Source organism: Caballeronia sp. AZ10_KS36 (genome assembly GCF_023631105.1).
Lineage (GTDB): Bacteria > Pseudomonadota > Gammaproteobacteria > Burkholderiales > Burkholderiaceae > Caballeronia.
The window spans coordinates 38618-56321 of the sequence record NZ_JALQDQ010000015.1; the positions used below are offsets into that span (position 1 = coordinate 38618).

19 protein-coding genes are annotated in these 17704 nt (G+C 65.4%); 10 read left to right on the plus strand and 9 right to left on the minus strand.

Going from position 1 to position 17704, the window contains the following annotated elements; genetic code table 11:
- Positions 1–2: 2 nt before the first annotated feature.
- Positions 3–2600 (minus strand): tetratricopeptide repeat protein, encoded by a 2598-nt coding sequence (locus tag NCR35_RS08675; RefSeq protein ID WP_250534046.1) that lies wholly within the window; start codon positions 2598–2600, stop codon positions 3–5.
- Here NCR35_RS08675 and NCR35_RS08680 point away from each other — a divergent pair.
- Together NCR35_RS08680 and NCR35_RS08685 are read left to right on the plus strand one after the other, a co-directional pair.
- On the plus strand, positions 2599–2805 hold the full coding sequence (locus NCR35_RS08680) for a hypothetical protein (protein ID WP_250534047.1): 207 nt from the start codon (positions 2599–2601) through the stop codon (positions 2803–2805). The two genes, NCR35_RS08675 and NCR35_RS08680, sit on opposite strands and share 2 nt — an antisense overlap.
- A gap of 31 nt (positions 2806–2836) precedes the next feature.
- On the plus strand, positions 2837–3538 hold the full coding sequence (locus NCR35_RS08685) for a carbonic anhydrase (RefSeq protein ID WP_250534048.1): 702 nt from the start codon (positions 2837–2839) through the stop codon (positions 3536–3538).
- A gap of 70 nt (positions 3539–3608) precedes the next feature.
- Here the strand turns inward: NCR35_RS08685 and NCR35_RS08690 are convergent, their stop codons facing one another.
- Positions 3609–4154: a DUF4142 domain-containing protein gene (locus NCR35_RS08690; RefSeq protein ID WP_250534049.1), complete on the minus strand. Its 546-nt coding sequence runs from the start codon at positions 4152–4154 to the stop codon at positions 3609–3611.
- 151 nt (positions 4155–4305) lie between these two features.
- Here NCR35_RS08690 and NCR35_RS08695 point away from each other — a divergent pair, with 151 nt between their 5' ends.
- Together NCR35_RS08695 and NCR35_RS08700 are read left to right on the plus strand one after the other, a co-directional pair.
- Positions 4306–4530, plus strand: coding sequence for an FmdB family zinc ribbon protein (locus NCR35_RS08695; protein WP_244848700.1), 225 nt, complete (start codon positions 4306–4308; stop codon positions 4528–4530).
- Between the two features lie 221 nt (positions 4531–4751).
- Entirely contained in the window at positions 4752–5021 is a 270-nt protein-coding gene (locus tag NCR35_RS08700) for a DUF1488 family protein (RefSeq protein WP_175940343.1), read from the plus strand.
- A 541-nt stretch (positions 5022–5562) separates the two neighbouring features.
- Here the strand turns inward: NCR35_RS08700 and NCR35_RS08705 are convergent.
- Positions 5563–6048, minus strand: a complete 486-nt coding sequence (locus NCR35_RS08705; protein WP_250534050.1) for an ElaB/YgaM/YqjD family protein — start codon at positions 6046–6048, stop codon at positions 5563–5565.
- A 328-nt stretch (positions 6049–6376) separates the two neighbouring features.
- Here NCR35_RS08705 and NCR35_RS08710 point away from each other — a divergent pair, with 328 nt between their 5' ends.
- A complete protein-coding gene (locus NCR35_RS08710) occupies positions 6377–7318 on the plus strand; it encodes a DMT family transporter (RefSeq protein ID WP_250534051.1) in 942 nt (313 codons plus the stop codon).
- A gap of 21 nt (positions 7319–7339) precedes the next feature.
- On the opposite strand, the gene NCR35_RS08715 is transcribed toward NCR35_RS08710, so the two are convergent.
- The 3 genes from NCR35_RS08715 to NCR35_RS08725 form a co-directional block, all read right to left on the minus strand.
- Positions 7340–7873: a cupin domain-containing protein gene (locus NCR35_RS08715; protein ID WP_250534052.1), complete on the minus strand. Its 534-nt coding sequence runs from the start codon at positions 7871–7873 to the stop codon at positions 7340–7342.
- 174 nt (positions 7874–8047) lie between these two features.
- A complete protein-coding gene (locus NCR35_RS08720; RefSeq protein WP_250534053.1) occupies positions 8048–8290 on the minus strand; it encodes a hypothetical protein in 243 nt (80 codons plus the stop codon).
- Between the two features lie 26 nt (positions 8291–8316).
- Positions 8317–8694: a PXPV repeat protein gene (locus NCR35_RS08725; protein WP_250534054.1), complete on the minus strand. Its 378-nt coding sequence runs from the start codon at positions 8692–8694 to the stop codon at positions 8317–8319.
- Positions 8695–8911: 217 nt separating this feature from the next.
- Here NCR35_RS08725 and NCR35_RS08730 point away from each other — a divergent pair, with 217 nt between their 5' ends.
- On the plus strand, positions 8912–9829 hold the full coding sequence (locus tag NCR35_RS08730; protein ID WP_250534055.1) for a LysR family transcriptional regulator: 918 nt from the start codon (positions 8912–8914) through the stop codon (positions 9827–9829).
- Between the two features lie 1584 nt (positions 9830–11413).
- Here NCR35_RS08730 and tehA read toward each other — a convergent pair.
- A complete protein-coding gene (gene tehA, locus NCR35_RS08735) occupies positions 11414–12412 on the minus strand; it encodes a dicarboxylate transporter/tellurite-resistance protein TehA (RefSeq protein WP_250534056.1) in 999 nt (332 codons plus the stop codon).
- A gap of 193 nt (positions 12413–12605) precedes the next feature.
- Here tehA and NCR35_RS08740 point away from each other — a divergent pair, with 193 nt between their 5' ends.
- Positions 12606–12926 carry a hypothetical protein gene (locus NCR35_RS08740; RefSeq protein WP_250534057.1) on the plus strand — a complete coding sequence of 107 codons (321 nt, stop codon included), beginning with the start codon at positions 12606–12608 and terminating at the stop codon, positions 12924–12926.
- A 249-nt stretch (positions 12927–13175) separates the two neighbouring features.
- On the opposite strand, the gene NCR35_RS08745 is transcribed toward NCR35_RS08740, so the two are convergent.
- Positions 13176–14654, minus strand: a complete 1479-nt coding sequence (locus NCR35_RS08745; protein ID WP_250534058.1) for an NCS1 family nucleobase:cation symporter-1 — start codon at positions 14652–14654, stop codon at positions 13176–13178.
- A 199-nt stretch (positions 14655–14853) separates the two neighbouring features.
- On the opposite strand from NCR35_RS08745, the gene NCR35_RS08750 reads away from it, so the two are divergent.
- The 3 genes from NCR35_RS08750 to NCR35_RS08760 all read left to right on the plus strand — a co-directional run bounded on the left by NCR35_RS08750 (position 14854) and on the right by NCR35_RS08760 (position 17044).
- Positions 14854–15057: a hypothetical protein gene (locus tag NCR35_RS08750; protein WP_175940354.1), complete on the plus strand. Its 204-nt coding sequence runs from the start codon at positions 14854–14856 to the stop codon at positions 15055–15057.
- Between the two features lie 104 nt (positions 15058–15161).
- On the plus strand, positions 15162–16073 hold the full coding sequence (locus NCR35_RS08755) for a YihY/virulence factor BrkB family protein (RefSeq protein ID WP_250534059.1): 912 nt from the start codon (positions 15162–15164) through the stop codon (positions 16071–16073).
- Between the two features lie 104 nt (positions 16074–16177).
- Positions 16178–17044 carry a DMT family transporter gene (locus NCR35_RS08760; protein ID WP_250534060.1) on the plus strand — a complete coding sequence of 289 codons (867 nt, stop codon included), beginning with the start codon at positions 16178–16180 and terminating at the stop codon, positions 17042–17044.
- Here the strand turns inward: NCR35_RS08760 and NCR35_RS08765 are convergent.
- On the minus strand, positions 17041–17385 hold the full coding sequence (locus NCR35_RS08765) for a hypothetical protein (protein ID WP_250534061.1): 345 nt from the start codon (positions 17383–17385) through the stop codon (positions 17041–17043). The two genes, NCR35_RS08760 and NCR35_RS08765, sit on opposite strands and share 4 nt — an antisense overlap.
- Positions 17386–17704: the final 319 nt, after the last annotated feature.

Genomic DNA, 17704 nt, shown 5'->3' on the forward strand with positions numbered 1-17704 from the left:
GCTCATTCGGCGCTCGTGGCGCACCACTCGCGCCACATCGCGCGATAGGCGTCTTCCAGATTGCGCGTGAAGCGCGGGGCGTTCGTCATCGGCGAATGTTCGAGGCGAGAACGCAGCGATGCGCGCAGTCCGGCAAGACGCGCGATATCGCTGGCAAGGCGCGTGACGATGTCGACGTAAGCCGCGTCGTCATGCGCAACCAGCTCGGACAAGCCGAGGTTCATGAGCAGGCTCAGTCCCGCGCGGCTGCAAGCGGTCTCGCCCGCGCGCGACGGCACCGGCACGCCCATCCACAGCGCGTCGAGGCTGGTCGTGTGACCGTTGTACGGGAAGGTGTCCAGGCCGATGTCGATGGCATTGTAGGTGTCGAGGTACGCGCTGCGGCTTTGATAACCGACGTACGCTACGCGCGACATGTCCACGCCCAACGCGCTCAGGCGCGCGGTGAAGCGTTCGCGCGCGCCCGGCTCCGCGAGCAAAACGAAGCGCGCATTAGGCGTCGCGGCCAGCACGGCGGCCCACATGCGAAGCGTGCGCTCCGACGCCTTGCACGGATTATTTAGGCATCCGAATGTTATATAGCCGTTGCGTTCGGCGGGTAGCGGGCCGACCTCGCGCATATCGGGTGCATCGTCCATCGCGACGCGCGGATCGAAGCACCAGAACGTCTCCGGCAGCCAGAGCGAGCGCTCGCTATAGCGCTCGGCGACGCCCGGCTGATCGGGCGGATCGATCCACGGATCGGTGAGCCGGTAGCCGATCGCGCGGCTGCCCGTCGTGCCCGGATACGCGAGCCACTGAACCTGCACCGGCGCGGGCCGCCGCGCGAACAAAAGCGGACGCCCGCCCGCCATGTGCATGGTGAGGTCGACAAGCACGTCGATGCGGTCATCGCGGATGAGTTGCGCGAGCGCTTCGTCGTCGAGCGCGTGGACATCGCGCCAGACATCGGCCATGCCGCGGAGCAGATCGGTCACCGCGTCCGTTTGCGCCACGCTCGCGTAGATGAAGATCTCGAACGATGCATGGTCGTGCTGCGCGAAAACGGGCGCCGTGAACATCGACTGGCAATGCATACGGAAGTCCGGCGCGACATAGCCGATTCTGAGCCGCCGCGATGCCGACCGGTCATGCGCGTACGTCACGGCGCGTTCAAGCAACGGGGCCTCGTGTCGCGTAGAGAAGCGCAGGCATTCGTCGAGGATGGTCTTGGAGTCTTCGGCGTAATACGTCAGCGCGTAGTTGAGGTTGCGATGCACGCATTCATTGTCGGGCGCGCAGGCAACGGCGCGGCGAAACGCTTCGATGGCGTCATCCATCCGGCCCATGTCCTTCAGCACGCTCGCGAGGTTGTTATGAGCCTCGGCGGAGTGCGGCGCGATTGCGATCGATTGCCTCAGAATGGCCTCCGCCTCCGGCAGCCGGTTCATGTCCCGCACGACGCGGCCCAGATTCGTATAAGCGTCGGCGCTGTTTGGACGCAGCGCGATCGCGCGGCGGTAGGCGGCCTCCGCCTCGGGCAGGCGATGCTCGCCCGCAAGGAGCACGCCGAGGTTGTAGTGCAGGTCCGGGTTGCGAGGATGCTGCGCGATCAGCGCGCGATACGCCGCTTCCGCTTCTTTCATGCGGCCTGCTTCGTGCAGCATTTGAGCGAGGCCCGCGCGAGCGTCCCCGTGGTCCGGGTGCATCTGGAGCACTTCGCGATAGATGCGCTCCGCTTCCGCGATGCCGCCGGTCTCACGCCGCGCACGCGCGAGACCCATGAGCGCCTGTGTGCAGTCCGAGCGAACGGCGAGCGCCGCTTCGAACGCCGCCGTCGCTTCCGCCACGCGCCGGGTCGCGAAAAGCGCATCGCCGAGACTGCAGTGCGCCTCGACATATGTGGGCGTCAGTTGTGTCGCGCGCCGGTGGAAAGCCTGCGCCCGCGCGAACTGGCCCATTTGCTGAAGCACCAGCCCCAGATTCTGATGCGCGATGTCGAAGGTCGGACGAAGCGCCACCGCGCGCGTGAGCGCGGTCCGCGCCTCCTTGAGCCGGCCCTGCTCGCGCAGCAGATTGCCGAGATTGTTAAAGGCTTCGGCGTAGTCGGGACGCACCTTCACGGCGTCGCGGTAGGCGGCTTCGGCTTCCGCCACGCGTCCACCGTCTTTCAGCAGGCTTGCGAGGTTGTAATGCGCTTCGGCCAGATCCGGGCAAAGCCGCAGCGCCTCGCGAAAACAGGCTTCCGCTTCGCCGGCGCGATGGCGCGCGCGCAGCAGATTGCCGAGGTTGTAATGAGCTTGCGCGAACTCCGGGCGAAGGGCGACGGCCTTGCGGTAGACGGACTCGGCATCCGCGATCCGGCCCTGCGCCATCAACAGATTCGCGAGATTGCCGTAGCTTCCGGCATGCTCCGGATGCGCATGGATGACGCGGCGCCAGTGCGCTTCCGCATCGTCCGGACGGTTGAGTCGATAGCAGCAGATGGCCGCCAGATTCAGGACTTCCGCGTCGGCTGCCGCATCTTCAATCATGGGCTGAAGCACATGCAGCGCCGCCTCATAGTCTCCGTTCGAATAATGAGCCGCTGCCGTGTGATAGAGATTCGGATCGAAAACCATGAGCGAAAACGCGCGGAACCGCTGTTCGGGGAATTTTTGGAGCGTAAAACTAACAGAGGTCCGGCACGAATTCGTCAAGAACTATAAAGCCGCGCAAAAACCGAAATGCGGCGGATGGCGCCGCAGCGCGGCACGCATGTCGGTGCCGCTTGTGCCGCTTGCACATCATCTCAAAACCCCGCAAGCTCTCGGTTGCGGCGCGTAATGCGCGCCGGTCTGTAAAACAAAGAGGTCCCATGTCCGACAAATTGACGATGAACGAAGAGCGCAAAGGCGCCGATAACCCCGATCTGCTGTACCTGCTGCAGGGTGCCGAAGACTTCAGCCGCTTCGTCTTTCCCGACCGCGAGGCGCTTTTCAAGAGCCTCGCGCATCAGCAGGCGCCGCACACGCTTTTCATCACCTGCGCCGACTCGCGCGTGTCGCCCGAGATGATTACCCAGACGCACCCGGGCGAACTCTTCGTGTGCCGCAATATCGGCAATATCGTGCCGGCTTATGGGGAAATGCTCGGAGGCGTTTCGGCCGTGGTGGAATTCGCGGTGCTGGCGTTGAACGTGCGCCAGATCGTCATTTGCGGCCACTCGGATTGCGGCGCCATGAAGGGCCTCGCGTCCGGCGCGACCATTGCCGATGAAATGCCCACGGTCCACGCGTGGCTGCGCAATGCGGAAGCTGCGCGCAGTGTCGTGATGACGAGGAAACTCGACGAAAACCGCGTCGTGCAGGCGATGGTCGAAGAAAACATCCGCCTTCAGCTCACGCATCTGCGCACGCACCCGGCGGTGGCCGGACGGCTCGCGCTCGGCAAGCTACAAGTGCAGGGCTGGGTCTATGACATCGGACAGGGCGAGGTGTCCGTATTCGATGAGTACGCCGGCGCGTTCGAGTCGATTCCGCAAGCGCGCGAGCGGCTCCTGCACAGCGGCTCGCGCTGACAGGAGCGGAGGGACCGCAAGGAAAGGCGGCGCGGCGCTCAACGCCGCGCGGCCGTTTCGATGTTTATGCTTACTGCACGCCCTTCTTCGCGGCGAGGTCCTGCGCCATCTTCAGGTGTTGCTCGATGGTCGGCAATGCCTTCTGCGCGGCCTTCTTCAGATCCGCGTTCTGGCCGCCTTCGGCTTCCTTCCTGAACGCTTCGACCGCTTCCTGGTGGCCCTGGACGCCGACCTTCTGGATATAGGCGGTATCGAACTCCTTGCCCTTCAGCCCTTTCAGCGAGTCGAGCACGGCCGTGTCCGAATTGTCCTTCGGAACGGCGATGCCGTGCGGCGCGGCCATCTTGAGCTGCATGGTCAGCTTCGTGTGATCGACCATCATGTGATGCGCGAAGTTCTTCACGTCCTTGTCTTGCGATTGCTTGGTCGCGAGCTTGCTGGCGTCGATTTCCGTGGAACTGGACTTCGACGCGGCCTGCACGAATTCCTTGTCAGGCGACGGCAACTCGTTGGCCATCGTGGTGCTGGCCGCCTGCGTCTGCGCGAGCGTGACTGCCGGCGCGGCGGCGAATAGCGCCGATGCCAGCGCGGTGAGCAGAACTGCATTGCGTTTCATTGATGCCTCCTTTGGCGGTGATAGCTCCCCTTCGATAGCAATGGGGATGCCAAGCAGCCGATAAACGCCCGCGCAACCGGAATATGCATTGCTGCCCGTCTCTTATGCTGGCTTGCTACACTTTCTCTTCCCATTCCTTTACCGAGACGCCATGCCTGTCTACGACTACGCGTGCTCCGAATGCGGCGCATTCGAAGCAGTCCGCCGTATCTCCGAACGCGACGACCCCGCCGCCTGCCCCACGTGCGGCGCGACGGCGGTTCGCGTGACCGTCGGCGCGCCGTCCGTCGGGAGCAGCGGCGGCAGTTCGCAGCCCCAGAACGACGACGTCGGCAGTTACGGCATGCGGCATCGCGGCGGCTGCCTCTGCTGCTGAAACGGTCGTCGCCGATGCCCGCGCCGGCTTCGACGCGCGGCCAGGCATACGCGTTGCATTTCCCTGCGAACGTGCCTCGCGGCGTATGATGAATGCGGCCCCGGCATCATCCCGGCATCCGGCCACTTTGTCTGAAGCGTGACGGTCAGCGTGTATCAAGCCTTTCCACTTTCCCTTTTTTCCCAACGTTTAACTCAAACGAATAACAGGAGGTGATCAGGATGACGATAGAGTTCAGCGGGCGGCGTCATGTAGTAGCGGCAGCGCGTGTCGCATTCGAAGCGTCGGTGGACGGCCGCGAAGTCTGGTGCAGCGTGTCCCTCGACGCGCTCAACGACCACTTCGGTAACAGCGGAACCTCGTCGCACGCCATCTTGAGCGCGTTCGAAGGCGGACGTCTGCAGATCGAAGAAGCGGCGCGCCGGGCGCTGGAGCGCAATGGCGGCCAGTCGGTGGAACTTGAAACCAACGACTTCAAGAAGACGGCCTGAAGCGTTCATATATCGCCGCCGCCGTCGGATCGATTCAATCGACGGCAGCGTCGACGCTACGGCGCTGCCGTCGCTCGTCGCAATGCATCAGCGCGCGAACGGACGCGATGACATGTCCCTCAGCGTCAAATCGGCCAGGCTTGCGACTCGATCCGTACGCGTCGCGCGGGTCAGCGACTGAGTGCATGGCGAGCGCGATTGGCAGCGGTTCGTGCCGGCCGGCGCAGGATACGCGCAAGCGCCTGCGGATGCATCTGTCGACGGACGGTGGCCCGTCATTCGCGCCGATGCGCGTGTCCACGAAAGCGCCTGCGGCCGCCAGGCTGCGTCAGCGTCGCAGATTTCTTAGCCGCGCATGACAACATCAGCACAAGACGACCGCCTGCACTCGAATCTGAATGCGCTGCCAATACGCGGCGTGCTTCGGCTCTGCGATTCGGCAGGGCCGCCTTGTTAGGTTCGTCGATGCATTCATAGCGATCCGGCGCGGCAACGAGGCACCGCGCCGTTCACCGCTTCAGCGAGGACGAATCTCGCCGCGTCAGCGCGCGATCAGCAGCCCGACGATCAGCCCGCCTATCGCCGCCATCGCGATGGACTTCCACGGGTTGTCGTGCACGAAGTCGTCGGTGCCTTCCGTGACGAGCCGATAGCGCGCCACGGCGACATCCTGCGCCCCCGAGATGACGCGTTGCGCCCGGCGCCCCGCCGACAGGCGCTCGGGACGCAACGGACTGCCCTGCCCTTGGGCCGAGGCCGACGCAGGCTGACCAAGCACGGCGGGACTATCCCCGCCTTCCAGCACGCTGCCGTGCGCATGATAGGGCGCGGGATAGGGAGCATTGCGCGCGGGCTGTTGCGCCGCGCCGGGCGCGTGCGCCGCCGCGTTGCTCTCGCCGCTCTGCTCCATGCCCGGCCCGAGTGCGGCGTCCATCGCGCGCTCGACGGCCTTGCGCGACACGGCGGGTTCGCCGGTCGATGACGCAGCGTTCCCTTTAGCGTTGGCATTGGCGTTGACGTTCTCCATGGCGCTCTCCTTTCGCGTGGTTGATGGCACTGCGTGATCCGTTCGTCGTCGTGTCAGCAAGAGTCGCACCGACAGCCGACGCACGCCACTCGTCCGTATGGCATAGGCGAAACGCGCAATGCGCGCATGGCATCGCAATTTCTCTCACATACCGGTGAGAAATGCTCGTTTGCCGACGCCCGGCCGCGCGCCTACGATGCTCCTCCATCGGACGAAGCCGTCGGCTCATGCATCTTTCGGTTGCATCTTTCGTTTCACGCCGCAGCGAAGCATCGCGCGTTTGCACGCCGCTACGATGGCTTCACCTACTCTTTACGCGAAGCCCGTCATGAATCCCGTCAATCTGGCTCAATTGCTCCTTCTCGCCGCGCTGTGGGGCGGCTCCTTCCTTTTCATCCGCGTGGGCGTGACCGATCTCGGCGTCGCGCCGCTGATGGCGCTGCGCGTGGGCATCGGCGCTGCCTTTCTGCTCATCGTGTTGATGCTGCGCGGCTCGCCGCGCGAAGCGTTCGCGACCATACGCGAGCGCGCGTGGCCGCTGCTCGTCGTCGGCGTCTTCAACTCCGCCGCGCCGTTCTGTCTCTTCGCCTATGCAGAGTTGACGTTGACCGCCGGCGTCACCTCCGTGATCAACGCGACGACGCCGCTGTGGGGCGCGCTCGTCGCCTACCTGTGGCTCGGCGATCGGTTGAGCCGCCTGCGTGTCGCGGGACTGGCCATCGGTTTCGCGGGCGTGATGGCGCTCGTGTGGGATCAGATGTTCGTCCACGACGCCACGACACCCGCGATCGCGCCGATGACCACGGCGCTCGCGGCCCTCGCCGCGCTGGCCGCGACGCTCTGCTATGGCATCGCCGCCAGTTACACGAAGCGGTATCTGACAGGTGTCGATTCGCTCACCGTGGCGGCCGGCACCATGAGCGCAGCGACGCTCGTGCTGCTTCCGTTCGCGCTCGTCGCGTGGCCCGCGGGCACGGTGTCGCTGAGCGCGTGGGGCGCGGTGCTCGGCCTCGGCATCGCGTGCACGGGCGTGGCTTACATGGTGTTCTTCCACCTGATCGCGGTCGCCGGCCCGGCGCGGGCGATCACCGTCACGTTCGTGATTCCGATATTCGGGATTCTGTGGGGCGCGCTCTTTCTGGCCGAGCGCGTGTCGGCGGGCATGGCCGCGGCTTGCGCCGTCGTGCTGGCGGGCACCGCGCTCGCGACAGGCGTCGTCAAGCGCGTGCCGCTCGTGCGCGAACGCCGTGCCGCATGCGCGAAACAGTGAACGGCGCGCGCCGAGCGCGGCCTATCGCCACAAGCGCGTGAGCGGTCCATCTTCTCCGCCGACAGGATCGCTCTTCGGAAACGGCAAGGCTTCCATCGCGCGCCGCTCGTCGTCGGAGAGCGCGTCGCGGCGAATGTCCCACTGCTGGTCCGGCGGATACGCGCCGATCACCTGAAAGCGGCGTCCGCTCGTCAGCAGACAATGGCCGGTGCCGGCGGGCAGGATCAGGGCATCGCCCGCGCGCAAGGCGATCACGCGCCCTTTCGGTCCGCCGATGATCAGTTCGGCTTCGCCTGAGGCCACGCCCAGCGCCTCATGCGCCGTCGAATGGAAATGGTGATAGTCGAAGACGCTGTCGCGCCATTGCGGCGGCCAGCCGTTGCGCGCGAAAAGCGCTTCGAAGCGGCTGCCGCAGTCGCGGTCCTGAGGATCGATCGCGCCGTGCCAGACGAGGACCGGCAGGCGCGCGTTGTTCGGCACCCAGCCGTTCGCCGCGAGCATGAACGACTCGCAGCGGGCGTCGGCCGCCTGCTCGGTTTCGGTGTGCTCGGCCATATGCGTTTCTCCGTGGAATCGAGAGCAGCGCAGCAACGGGTGTTCCTGTCGTTATGCCCGGTTTTAACGCGTCGCCGGCTCGCGGAGATTAGCGGCCGTGCCAGTGTCCGTATCCGCCTAAGCCAACGCCGACGGATACTCATCGCGTTTGCACGCGTCGCCGACTCTCGGAGATCAGCGGCCGTGCCAGTGTCCGTATCCGCCGAAACCGACGCCCACCGATACCGATGGCGCGTAATACGCCGGCGCATAACCGTAGCCGTACGCGGGCGCATAGCCGTAAGCCGGCGCGGGCGCATAGGCATACGGGGGCGCGTAGACGCAGCCGCTCAATGCCGCCGCGAGCGCGAGCGTCGCGGATACGATCGCCAGACGCGGGATACGCCGAGCCGGCGTGTTGTTAATGTGCTTTTTCATGATGTAGGCTCCCCGACGTCCCGGTCTTACCAATGGCGATGCCCATAGCCGCCGTGATGCGCGTACCAGTCGCGACGGTCCCAATAGCGGGAGCCGTCCCAGTAACGATCGCCGTGCCAGCCGACGACGATGGCCGGCGCGGGCGCGACCATTACAGGCGCGGGCTGATACACGACGGGCGGGGGCGCGGGCTGCTCGACATACACGGGCGGCGGCGGCGCGTACACGGGTTGCGGCGCGACGTACACCGGCGCGGGCGCGGCATAGACCGGCGCAGGCGCAGCATAAACCGGCGCGAGCGGCACGCCCAGATTGACCCCGATGCTTACTCCCGCGAATGCCGCGTCGCAAACGAGCGCGGCGCATGCGGCGATTCCCACTCCGATAGTTGTTTTGACCTTCATGTTGTCCTCTGCCTGACGGCCGCAGCACGGCCATGACCGCATGTTAGGCGGGCGCGTCGGCGCTTGCGTTACAACGCCTGTAACAGATGTGAACGTTGAAACGAACGGTCGGTCTGCGCCGGCCCGCCGGAAGCGCATCGACGATGTCGCCCAAGCGGTTGCGCGCCTGGGCGCCCGGTGGGATAGTGCGGGCTTCGTCAAAAAAGGCTGCGAGCGTATGGACCTGTTGCGGAGCATGCGGATTTTTGCGCGCGTGGCGGAAGCGTCGAGCTTCACGGCGGCGGCGCAACAACTGGACATTACGACGGCGCAAGCATCGCGGGCCATCACCGATCTCGAGACGCACTTGCGCACGCGGCTATTGAATCGCACGACGCGGCGAGTCGCGCTGACGGATGCCGGCAACCGCTATCTCGCGCGATGCAAGGAAGTGATCGAGCTAGTCGATCTGTCCGAAGCCGAAGCCGGCGACGCCCGCGTGCTGCCGAGCGGCGTGCTGCGCATGCATGCGCCGATCACGTTCGGCCATCACTATGTGGTGCCCGCGCTCACGCGCTATCTCGAAGCGCATCCACAGGTTCGCGTGGAACTGACGCTGTCGCAGAACGTGCCCGACATGCTCGACGAAGGCTACGACGTCTTCGTCCAGGTCACGACATCGACGCTGCCGGACTCCGCGCTCGTCTCGACACGCATCTGCTCGATGCCGAGCGTGCTGTGCGCGTCGCCGCGTTATCTGGAGCGGGCGGGCGTGCCGCGCGATATCGACGATCTGTCGAAGCATGCTTGCCTGCAGCTCGTCACCACGTTTTTTCCGGTCGATCGCTGGGCGTTCGAGGGCCCGCGTGGACGCGCCGAGGTGGATCTTCCGCCGGGGCGCCTGCGGGTGAATTCCGCGGATGCGCTCGCCTTCGCGGTCGCGGATGGCTTCGGCATTGCGCCGCTGCCTGCGCTCTCGGCGTTGCCGTCCATCAGAAGCGGCGAACTCGTGCGCGTGCTTCCCGAATGGGAACTGCAAACCATGACGATCTACGCGATGTACGCGTCGCGGCAGTATCTCGATGCGAAGATCAAGACGTGGGTGGCGTTTCTGAAGGAATTCGTCGAGGGGACGCTGGCCGAGCAGATGGGGTGAGGGGGCGGGGAGTTGGGGGTGGTGGGCGGGGCTTTGTTCGTTGCGTTCGACGGACCTGGCGTTTGGCGTTTCGCCTTTTGCATTCGGCATTCTGCGTGCGTTTGCTCTCTGGCGTTCGCCGCCCGTCTTTGGTCAGTTCACTCCCGACGGAGACAGCCCGCGTCACCGCGCCACCGAGTCTATCGGCAAATGGTGCGCGAAGCCGGGCGTGCCTGCGGCGTTTAATGGTTGCCCTGAACGAGTTCGGCTCCTTGCTTTTGGCGTTTTTGCATTCTGCGTTCCGCGTGCCTTTGAAGTTCGGGTTCGCCGCCCCCTCTTCGATCAGTTCACTCGCAACGAAGACGGCCGGCATCACCCCGCCACCGAGGCTATCGGTTAAGGGTGCGCGAGGCTGGGCGTGCGTGCGGCGTTTATTGATTGCCCCGAACGAGTTTGGCTTTTCGCGTTTGGCGTTTGGCATTCTGCATTCCGCATGCTTTTGACCTTTGGCGTTCGCCGCCGCCTCCTTGATCAGCTCACGCTCAACGAAGACGGCCGGCTCGAACGGGTCACCGAGCCTGTGGGTTAAGGATGTGCGAACCTGGGCGTAGCGGGCGGAGTTCACTGGCTGCCCTGAACGAGTTTGGCTTCTCGCGTTTGGCCTTTGGCGTTTGGCACTCCGCGTTATGCATTCTGCATTCCGCGTGCCTTTGAGCTTTGCCGTTCGCCGCCGCCTCTTCGATCAATTAACTCCCAACGGAGACGGCCGGCTCCACCCGGCATCGAGCCTATCGGTCAACGATGCGCGAAGCTGGGCGTGCGCGCGGCGTTTATTAGTTGCCCAAAACGAGTTCGGCTTCTCGCGTTCGGCTTCTCGCGTTCGGCTTCTCGCGTTCGGCTTCTCGCGTTCGGCTTCTCGCGTTCGGCTTCTCGCGTTCGGCTTCTCGCGTTCGGCTTCTCGCGTTCGGCTTCTCGCGTTCGGCTTCTCGCGTTTGGGTTCTCGCCTTTCGCGTTGGCGTTGGCGTTTGGCGTTTGGCGTTTGGCGTTTGGCGTTTGGCGTTTGGCGTTTGGCGTTTGGCGTTTGGCGTTTGGCGTTTGGCATTCTGCATTCCGCATGCGTTCGACCTTTGGCCTTCGCCGCCGCCTCTTCGATCAGCTCACGCCCAACGAAGACGGCCGGCTCCACCCCGCCACCGAGCCTGTTGGTTAGGGGTGTGCGAATCCGTGGGAGCGGACGGCGTTCGCTGCTGCCCTGAACGAGTTTGGCTTCCTCGCGTTTGGCATTCCGCGTTATGCATTCTGCATTCCGCATGCGTTCTACCTTTGGCCTTCGCCGCCGCCTCTTCGATCAGCTCACTGTCAACGGAGACGGCCGGTTCCACCTCGCTACCGAGCCTGGTGGCCACGGGTGCGCGAAGCGGGGCGTAGCGGGCGGCATTCGCTAGTTCCCTAAACGGGTCTGGCTTTCTCGCGTTAGCCGTTCTGCATTCAGCATTCGGTGTCTGCCTTCGACGTTTTTCGTTCGCCGCTACCTGCCTCGACCTACGTCGCCCACCCTCTCCGATCCGCTCACTCCCAGCGCAGACGACCGCCTCCCCACCCGCGTCACGCCTGCGTCGCCTGCACCGGCACTACCGGAACCACCGGCACCAGCCGCCCTTGCAAAGCCGCCCGAACCGTTCCAGCAATCAGCCCCGCGATCACCACATTCGCCGCGATGAAGGAACCCACCGCGATCCATTCCACCGGACCCTGCGCGCCGCGCTCGAGCATGCGGATCGCCATCGTCGGCAACGCGGCCGCGCCGAAGCTGAACGCCCAGTACGAAGGCGAGAATGCGCGCTGACGAATCCAAGGCACGAGGCGCGTCAAAATCATCGCCTGATAGAGGCCGTAGCCGAGGAGCATGTACGCGAAGACATCCGGCACGCCGTGCGTGATCGCGAGATACGACACGCCTCCCACCACCGGCGGCGCGAGCTGGATGCCGAGCGTCGGGCGCAGCGCATCGGCGAGCGGCTCGTGCACGGCGGCGCGATGAAGCAGAATCGATTCGATCGCGAGCCACGAGAACACGCCAGCGCCGAAGAACAACGCGCCGAGTTGCGTCCAGCCGAAGGCGGCGGCCGCCGTGCCGGCGACGAAGCTCGGCGCGACAGTCGGCAGATACATCGCCGGGGTCGTCAGTTCGGGCTTGCGGCCGCCTTGCCAGAAGCGCCCGTGCAAGAACGCCCCGAGCGCGAGCTGGCTCGCGACGCCCACGACGAAGAGCCCGACCGCGAGTTCGCGCGAAACGGCCTGAACCGCTTGCGCGGCGAGCATCGTCGATACGGGAACGAGCGCCGCAAACGACGACTGCACCGGATGCCGCATCTCCGCGATAGCCTCGTCGCGCTGACCCAGCCACTTTCGGCCATAAGCCACCAGAAGCGCTATCCATACGACGAGCGCGCCCGCCGTCAGCAGGTCCGGCACGCCGTGCGGAACATGCCACACGCGAGCAGCCGCGCGCCATGCGCCCGCCATCGCCAGCGCGCCGACTGCGATGCCGAAGAACGCCACCGGCATCGGGCCGCGACGAGTAGCCGGTTGAATCTTGTCCATTGCATTCTCCTTGTCGGATGACGGAAGCGCGCGGTTGCGTGCTTCGTCGTTGGAGAAAGCTTAGTGGCGAGCGCCAGCGGCGCGAATGTCGCAACGTCTCGTTCGGCTGCTCGATCGTCTCAGACTCGCGATGCTCCGCGGTCCCGAAGTGCGCGTAACATCCACCGCATCAATCACGGGAGGAAACGACACGATGGCATATTGCATCCCACGCACGCTCGTCACCCTGGTTCCGCTCGCGCTTGCCGCCTGCACCGGCCCGGTCGAATTCTCGGCAAACGCGAATCCGCCGCCTGCCAGCGAATCCGTCAACGCCGACTTCAGCGGCATGGACCGCGCGATGGACGCCTGCAAAGTCTCGTCGCGCAAGGCGGGCCCGGGCCGATGCGCACAGGTTCGCGCATATGAGGCGTGCATGAAGACGCACGGCTACATCACCGTGCTAGGTCCGGAGAATCCGCCGAATTGCGGACAGCCCGACTGGGAACAGGATGTCCGCCGCTGGCTGAAGTGAATCCGCGCGAAAGCGACGACAGCGACGACGGCCATATGCCGAGGGCTCGGCCTCAGCGATGCCCGCCGAGGCCTGCGACAAGCCTCGCCTTCGGAAGGCGAGCGCGCGAGATAGCCGCGAATGCGCATCGCGTGCTGGTACGCCGGCAGCAGACCGTGCGGCTGCACGCATACGGCATCACGCAAGCACTCGGCGTCTCGGCGGCTCGCAGCGCGTTGGCCGTGTCATCGCGTGAACCCGCCGTTCGCTTCAAGTACGCCGCGCAACACGCATGAAGACGATATAAAGCAACGCCCCCGCCACCGCGCCGATCAGCCAGCCGAGATTGTTCGGCGGCAGCACCTTGAGCAGTTGCGTCGACAGTTCCCAGCCGACCGAGATCACGCCGGAGACGATCAGCGCCGCGAGCCCGACCTTGTTCCAGCCGCCGTCGTAATAGAAGCGCGAGCCGGGCTGCATCGTGTACAGCTCGGCGGCGTTCACGTGCTGACGCTTCACGAGGTAATAGTCGGCGATCATCACGCCATAGAGCGGCGCGAGCACCGCGCCGAACACCGACACGAAGATCGTGATCGCCTTCGGGCTATCGACGAAGATCCACGGACACACGACCACCGCGAGCACCGACGCGATCAGCCCGCCCTTCTTGAAGTCCACATGCTTCGGGAACAGATTGGCGATGTCGTAGGCCGGCGAGACGAAGTTCGCGACGATATTGATGCCCATCGTCGCGATCACGAACGTAATGCTGCCGACCGCCACCGCGAGCTTGTTGTCGATGCGCGAGACGATCTCGACCGGGTCCATGATCATCGCGCCGAATACTTTCTCGCTGCCCGCCGTGACGATCACCGTGATGATGGCGAACGCGATGAAGTTGAACGGCAGGCCGAGAAAATTGCCGACTTTCATCTGCCGCTCGCTCTTCGCAAAGCGCGAGAAGTCGCCGAAGTTCAGCAGCAGCGCGGCGAAATAGCTCACGACGAGCAGAATGGCGTTGACCATCGCGTGCAGTTGCTCGTCGCCAGGCAGCACCTTTCCGGACAGCGTTAGGTTAAGGCTCCCGAGCCCCGCGCGATACAGAATCCATCCCATCAGAAAGAACATCACGACGTACACCGCCGGCCCGCAAAAGTCGATGAACTTGCGGATGATCTCCATGCCACGCTGGAAGATCACGAGTTGCAGCAGCCACATGAAGAGAAAGCTGACCCAGCCGAGCATGTCGAGCCGCAGAAAGCTCGAATCGCGCAACGCCACCGCCGACGGCACGAAGAGCAGGAGCAGCGTGCCCACCGCCTTCGACGCGAAGTACGTCTGCACGCCATACCAGACGATCCCCACGACGCCGCGAATCAGCGCGGCGAGGTTCGCGCCCATCACGCCCATCGAGACGCGCGCCATCACGGGGAAGGGAATGCCATGCACGAGGCTCGGCTTGCCGACCCAGTTCATGAGCACATAGACCACCAGGATGCCGATGGTCATCGCAAGCAGGACCTGCCATCCCGAGAGCCCGAGCAGAAAAAGGCTCGCCGCGAACGTGTAGCCGCCGACGCTGTGGACGTCCGACATCCACATCGCGAAGATGCTGTAGCCGGTCCATGTGCGCCGCGCTCGCGGCACGGGCGCAAGGTCGTGGTTGTAGAGACGCTCGTCGGCGTCGGCGACGTCGACATCGGCGCCCGGGCCGAGAGCGGAGCTATTGGCGACGTGCGAAGCTGGCATGATCGTCCCCTCTGTTCAAAGCGTCGGGCCCGGGTAAAGCAGCGTTGCCTGCAACGCAAACGGCCGACAAATGAAACCGCGATGGAGATGCGAATCGCCAGATCCGAGGGAAAGAGCGCGCGGGCCCGGCCGCGTCGGGCGCGCGCCCGCCGTTACAGAGAGATTAAAGTAAAACCGCGCGCTTGCCGATATGCGAGGCATGAGAAAAAAACGCCTTCCCGCCCGCGATGTGAATCTCGCCTTCGCCGCTGCCGCCGAAGCCCTCGCGCTCATCTGCCGGTTGCGCCGCATCGACGCGGCCGATCTTCCGGCGCAGGACGTCGATGCGCTGCTCGACATCGCGTTCGAAGAAGCCGCGCAGCAAGCCGCCGCACGCCGCACCAAGGCGCATCGCGCGGGATAGACGCAGCTTCGGGCGTGCAAGTTGCTTCGCGGCTTGTCGTCCCGTCGCCCTGAACATGGGGCTGGCCATCGTGCGAGGGGCCGCACACGCGCCGCGGAGGTTCCATGTCGAAGATTCTCGGCCCCGTGCTCGGGCCACAGGTCAAAAGCGTCGCGCGCCATCCGCTCGGGTTTCTCACGCGGACCGTGAAGGCATTCCGCGCCAATCAGGGCATGCTGCTCGCCGGTGCGGTGGCGTATTACGCGCTGCTTTCCATCGTGCCGCTCCTGATTCTCATCGTGATCGTGCTGTCGAAGTTCGTCGGTCAGCAGGAGTTGCTGGACACGCTCGCGCATCTGCTGGAATGGCTGGTGCCAGGACAGGCGCGCGCCATCGTGCGCGAGCTCGCCAATTTTCTGACGCATCGCGCGGTGATCGGCTGGCTGCTCCTCGTCACGATGATCTTCTTCAGCTCGCTCGCCTTCACCGTGCTCGAAAACGCGATGTCGGTCATCTTCGTGCACCGCGTCGCCATTCGGCGGCGCCATTTTCTCTGGTCCGCGCTGCTGCCCTACTGCTACATCCTGTTTCTCGGCGTGGGCATGCTGATCGTCACGCTGGTGTCGAACGGGCTTCAGGCGATGGGCGATAACAGCGTCACCCTGCTCGGCTTCGAAGTGTCGCTCAAGGGCGCGTCGCGGCTGCTGCTCTATCTGCTCGGCGTGGCGGGCGAAGTATTCGTGCTGACGTCCATCTATCTCGTGATGCCGGTGGGGCGGCCGTCGTTCAGGCTCGCGCTGCTCGGCAGCATCACCGCCGCCCTGCTCTGGGAGATCACGCGCCACGTGCTCGTCTGGTACTTCGCGACGCTATCGCAGGTGAGCGTCGTGTACGGGTCGCTGACGACGTCGATCGTCGTGCTCTTCAGCCTCGAAGCGCTCGCTACGCTGCTGCTCTTCGGCGCGCAGGTCATCTCGGAGTTCGAGCGTTTCGGCCTGCCGCAGCCGGACAAGCCGCCCGCCTTCCGCACCGACTGACACACCGACTGACACACCGACTGACACGCCGACTGACACACCGCGCGATGCCCGCGCGGCACGGTTGGGATACATTGGGCGCGTTGCCATCGCCGGGACTTTCGATGGACGAGCCCTATCCCGATGCGTCGTCGCCGGCGCGCACCGCCACGCTCGCCGCGCTCGCGATGCTCGCGTTCGCCGGCAATTCTCTGCTGTGCCGCCTGGCGCTGAAGGGCACGAGCATCGATGCCGCGACGTTCACGTTCGTGCGCATCGCGTCGGCGGCGCTGGTGCTGTGGCTGATACTCGCGGCGCGCGGCGGCGATGCCCGGCGCGCCGGAAGCTGGGCCTCGGCCGCGATGCTCACGCTCTACGCCGTCGCCTTCTCCTATGCCTACGTCGCGCTGCCGGCCGGCGCGGGCGCGCTGCTGCTCTTCGGCGCGGTGCAGGCGACGATGATCGGCTACGGTCTCTTTCGCGGCGAACGCCTCACCGCGCGTCAATGGCTAGGTCTCACGCTGGCGCTCGCCGGCCTTGTGTGGCTCGTGCTGCCGGGACTGGCCGCGCCGCAGCCGTTGTCATCGGCGCTGATGCTCGTGGCGGGCATCGGCTGGGGCGTGTATTCGTTGAGAGGCCGCGGCCTCGCCGATCCTACCGCCGCGACGGCCGGCAATTTTCTGCGCGCCTTCCCTATCGCGACGGTGGTCTTCGCGCTCGCTTACCGGCACGCGACATTCGACGCAGCCGGCTTCGGCTATGCGCTTGCTTCGGGCGCGCTTACGTCGGGGCTCGGATACGTCCTCTGGTACGCGGCGCTGAAACGGCTCGATCCCGCGACCGCCGCGACCGTGCAACTGAGCGTGTCGGTGCTTGCGGCGGCGGGCGGCGTCGCGCTGCTCGGCGAAGCGCTCAGTGTCCGGCTCGTCGTCAGTTCAGTGGCGATTCTCGGCGGTATCGCGCTCGTCATCGTAAATCGCCGAAAACGCTAGAATGTGCGGCCACGCATGAACGCACCGCTTCCGTCTGTGCGCGAGACAACGAAACGCGGTGTCGCTGATCTGAGGAATGGTAATTGCGGTCGGCTGGCCTGCACGATGCTACGGTAGTATTCGGTATTCACACGGTCACGTGCCGTAGCCTCGCGCGCGGTGCCGCCTGTCGCCGGCAGCGCGCGACGCGCATCACCGTGGCTGCTCGCAGTTGGCAGATTTTGCCGGCCTGCGGCAAGCGTTACATCGTTGCAGGCCGAACGGCCGTTCTCCGCGCCCGGATGAGCCGCGCTCAGGGGAACGCCGTCGAGATCGGCCGCACGCTTTTTCAGTTTCACCATTCATTTCGAATGACGCGCGCAGCGCATCGGCTCTCGGCCGTTTCGCTTACGCGCTTCATCCGGCTTCCTGCGGCGACCCGCGCACGAGCACGCGCGCGACCGGTGTCCGCCGCTGATGTACATGTTCTGGAGAGCGCAGCCATGCCTCACCACGCTGAACTACCTGAAGAGCCGTGGGGGGGGGGGGGGGGGGGGGGGGGGGGGGGGGGGGGGGGGGGGGGCGGGGGGGGGCGGGGGGGGGGGGGGGGCGGGCGGCCCCCCCCCCCCCCCCCCCCGACTCCTGCGACCCGAGCCCCACCCCGGCACCAAAAACACACCA

Bases quoted from the DNA above. Each gene is read 5' to 3' on its own strand.
- NCR35_RS08765 (WP_250534061.1), bottom strand. From the start codon at position 17,385: ATGGTGAAACTGAAAAAGCGTGCGGCCGATCTCGACGGCGTTCCCCTG.
- NCR35_RS08760 (WP_250534060.1), top strand. From the start codon at position 16,178: ATGGACGAGCCCTATCCCGATGCGTCGTCGCCGGCGCGCACCGCCACG.
- NCR35_RS08745 (WP_250534058.1), bottom strand. From the start codon at position 14,654: ATGCCAGCTTCGCACGTCGCCAATAGCTCCGCTCTCGGCCCGGGCGCC.
- NCR35_RS08690 (WP_250534049.1), bottom strand. From the start codon at position 4,154: ATGAAACGCAATGCAGTTCTGCTCACCGCGCTGGCATCGGCGCTATTC.
- tehA (WP_250534056.1), bottom strand. From the start codon at position 12,412: ATGGACAAGATTCAACCGGCTACTCGTCGCGGCCCGATGCCGGTGGCG.
- NCR35_RS08740 (WP_250534057.1), top strand. From the start codon at position 12,606: ATGGCATATTGCATCCCACGCACGCTCGTCACCCTGGTTCCGCTCGCG.
- NCR35_RS08710 (WP_250534051.1), top strand. From the start codon at position 6,377: ATGAATCCCGTCAATCTGGCTCAATTGCTCCTTCTCGCCGCGCTGTGG.
- NCR35_RS08755 (WP_250534059.1), top strand. From the start codon at position 15,162: ATGTCGAAGATTCTCGGCCCCGTGCTCGGGCCACAGGTCAAAAGCGTC.
- NCR35_RS08715 (WP_250534052.1), bottom strand. From the start codon at position 7,873: ATGGCCGAGCACACCGAAACCGAGCAGGCGGCCGACGCCCGCTGCGAG.
- NCR35_RS08750 (WP_175940354.1), top strand. From the start codon at position 14,854: ATGAGAAAAAAACGCCTTCCCGCCCGCGATGTGAATCTCGCCTTCGCC.
- NCR35_RS08680 (WP_250534047.1), top strand. From the start codon at position 2,599: ATGAGCGAAAACGCGCGGAACCGCTGTTCGGGGAATTTTTGGAGCGTA.
- NCR35_RS08685 (WP_250534048.1), top strand. From the start codon at position 2,837: ATGTCCGACAAATTGACGATGAACGAAGAGCGCAAAGGCGCCGATAAC.
- NCR35_RS08725 (WP_250534054.1), bottom strand. From the start codon at position 8,694: ATGAAGGTCAAAACAACTATCGGAGTGGGAATCGCCGCATGCGCCGCG.
- NCR35_RS08720 (WP_250534053.1), bottom strand. From the start codon at position 8,290: ATGAAAAAGCACATTAACAACACGCCGGCTCGGCGTATCCCGCGTCTG.
- NCR35_RS08700 (WP_175940343.1), top strand. From the start codon at position 4,752: ATGACGATAGAGTTCAGCGGGCGGCGTCATGTAGTAGCGGCAGCGCGT.
- NCR35_RS08730 (WP_250534055.1), top strand. From the start codon at position 8,912: ATGGACCTGTTGCGGAGCATGCGGATTTTTGCGCGCGTGGCGGAAGCG.
- NCR35_RS08705 (WP_250534050.1), bottom strand. From the start codon at position 6,048: ATGGAGAACGTCAACGCCAATGCCAACGCTAAAGGGAACGCTGCGTCA.
- NCR35_RS08675 (WP_250534046.1), bottom strand. From the start codon at position 2,600: ATGGTTTTCGATCCGAATCTCTATCACACGGCAGCGGCTCATTATTCG.
- NCR35_RS08695 (WP_244848700.1), top strand. From the start codon at position 4,306: ATGCCTGTCTACGACTACGCGTGCTCCGAATGCGGCGCATTCGAAGCA.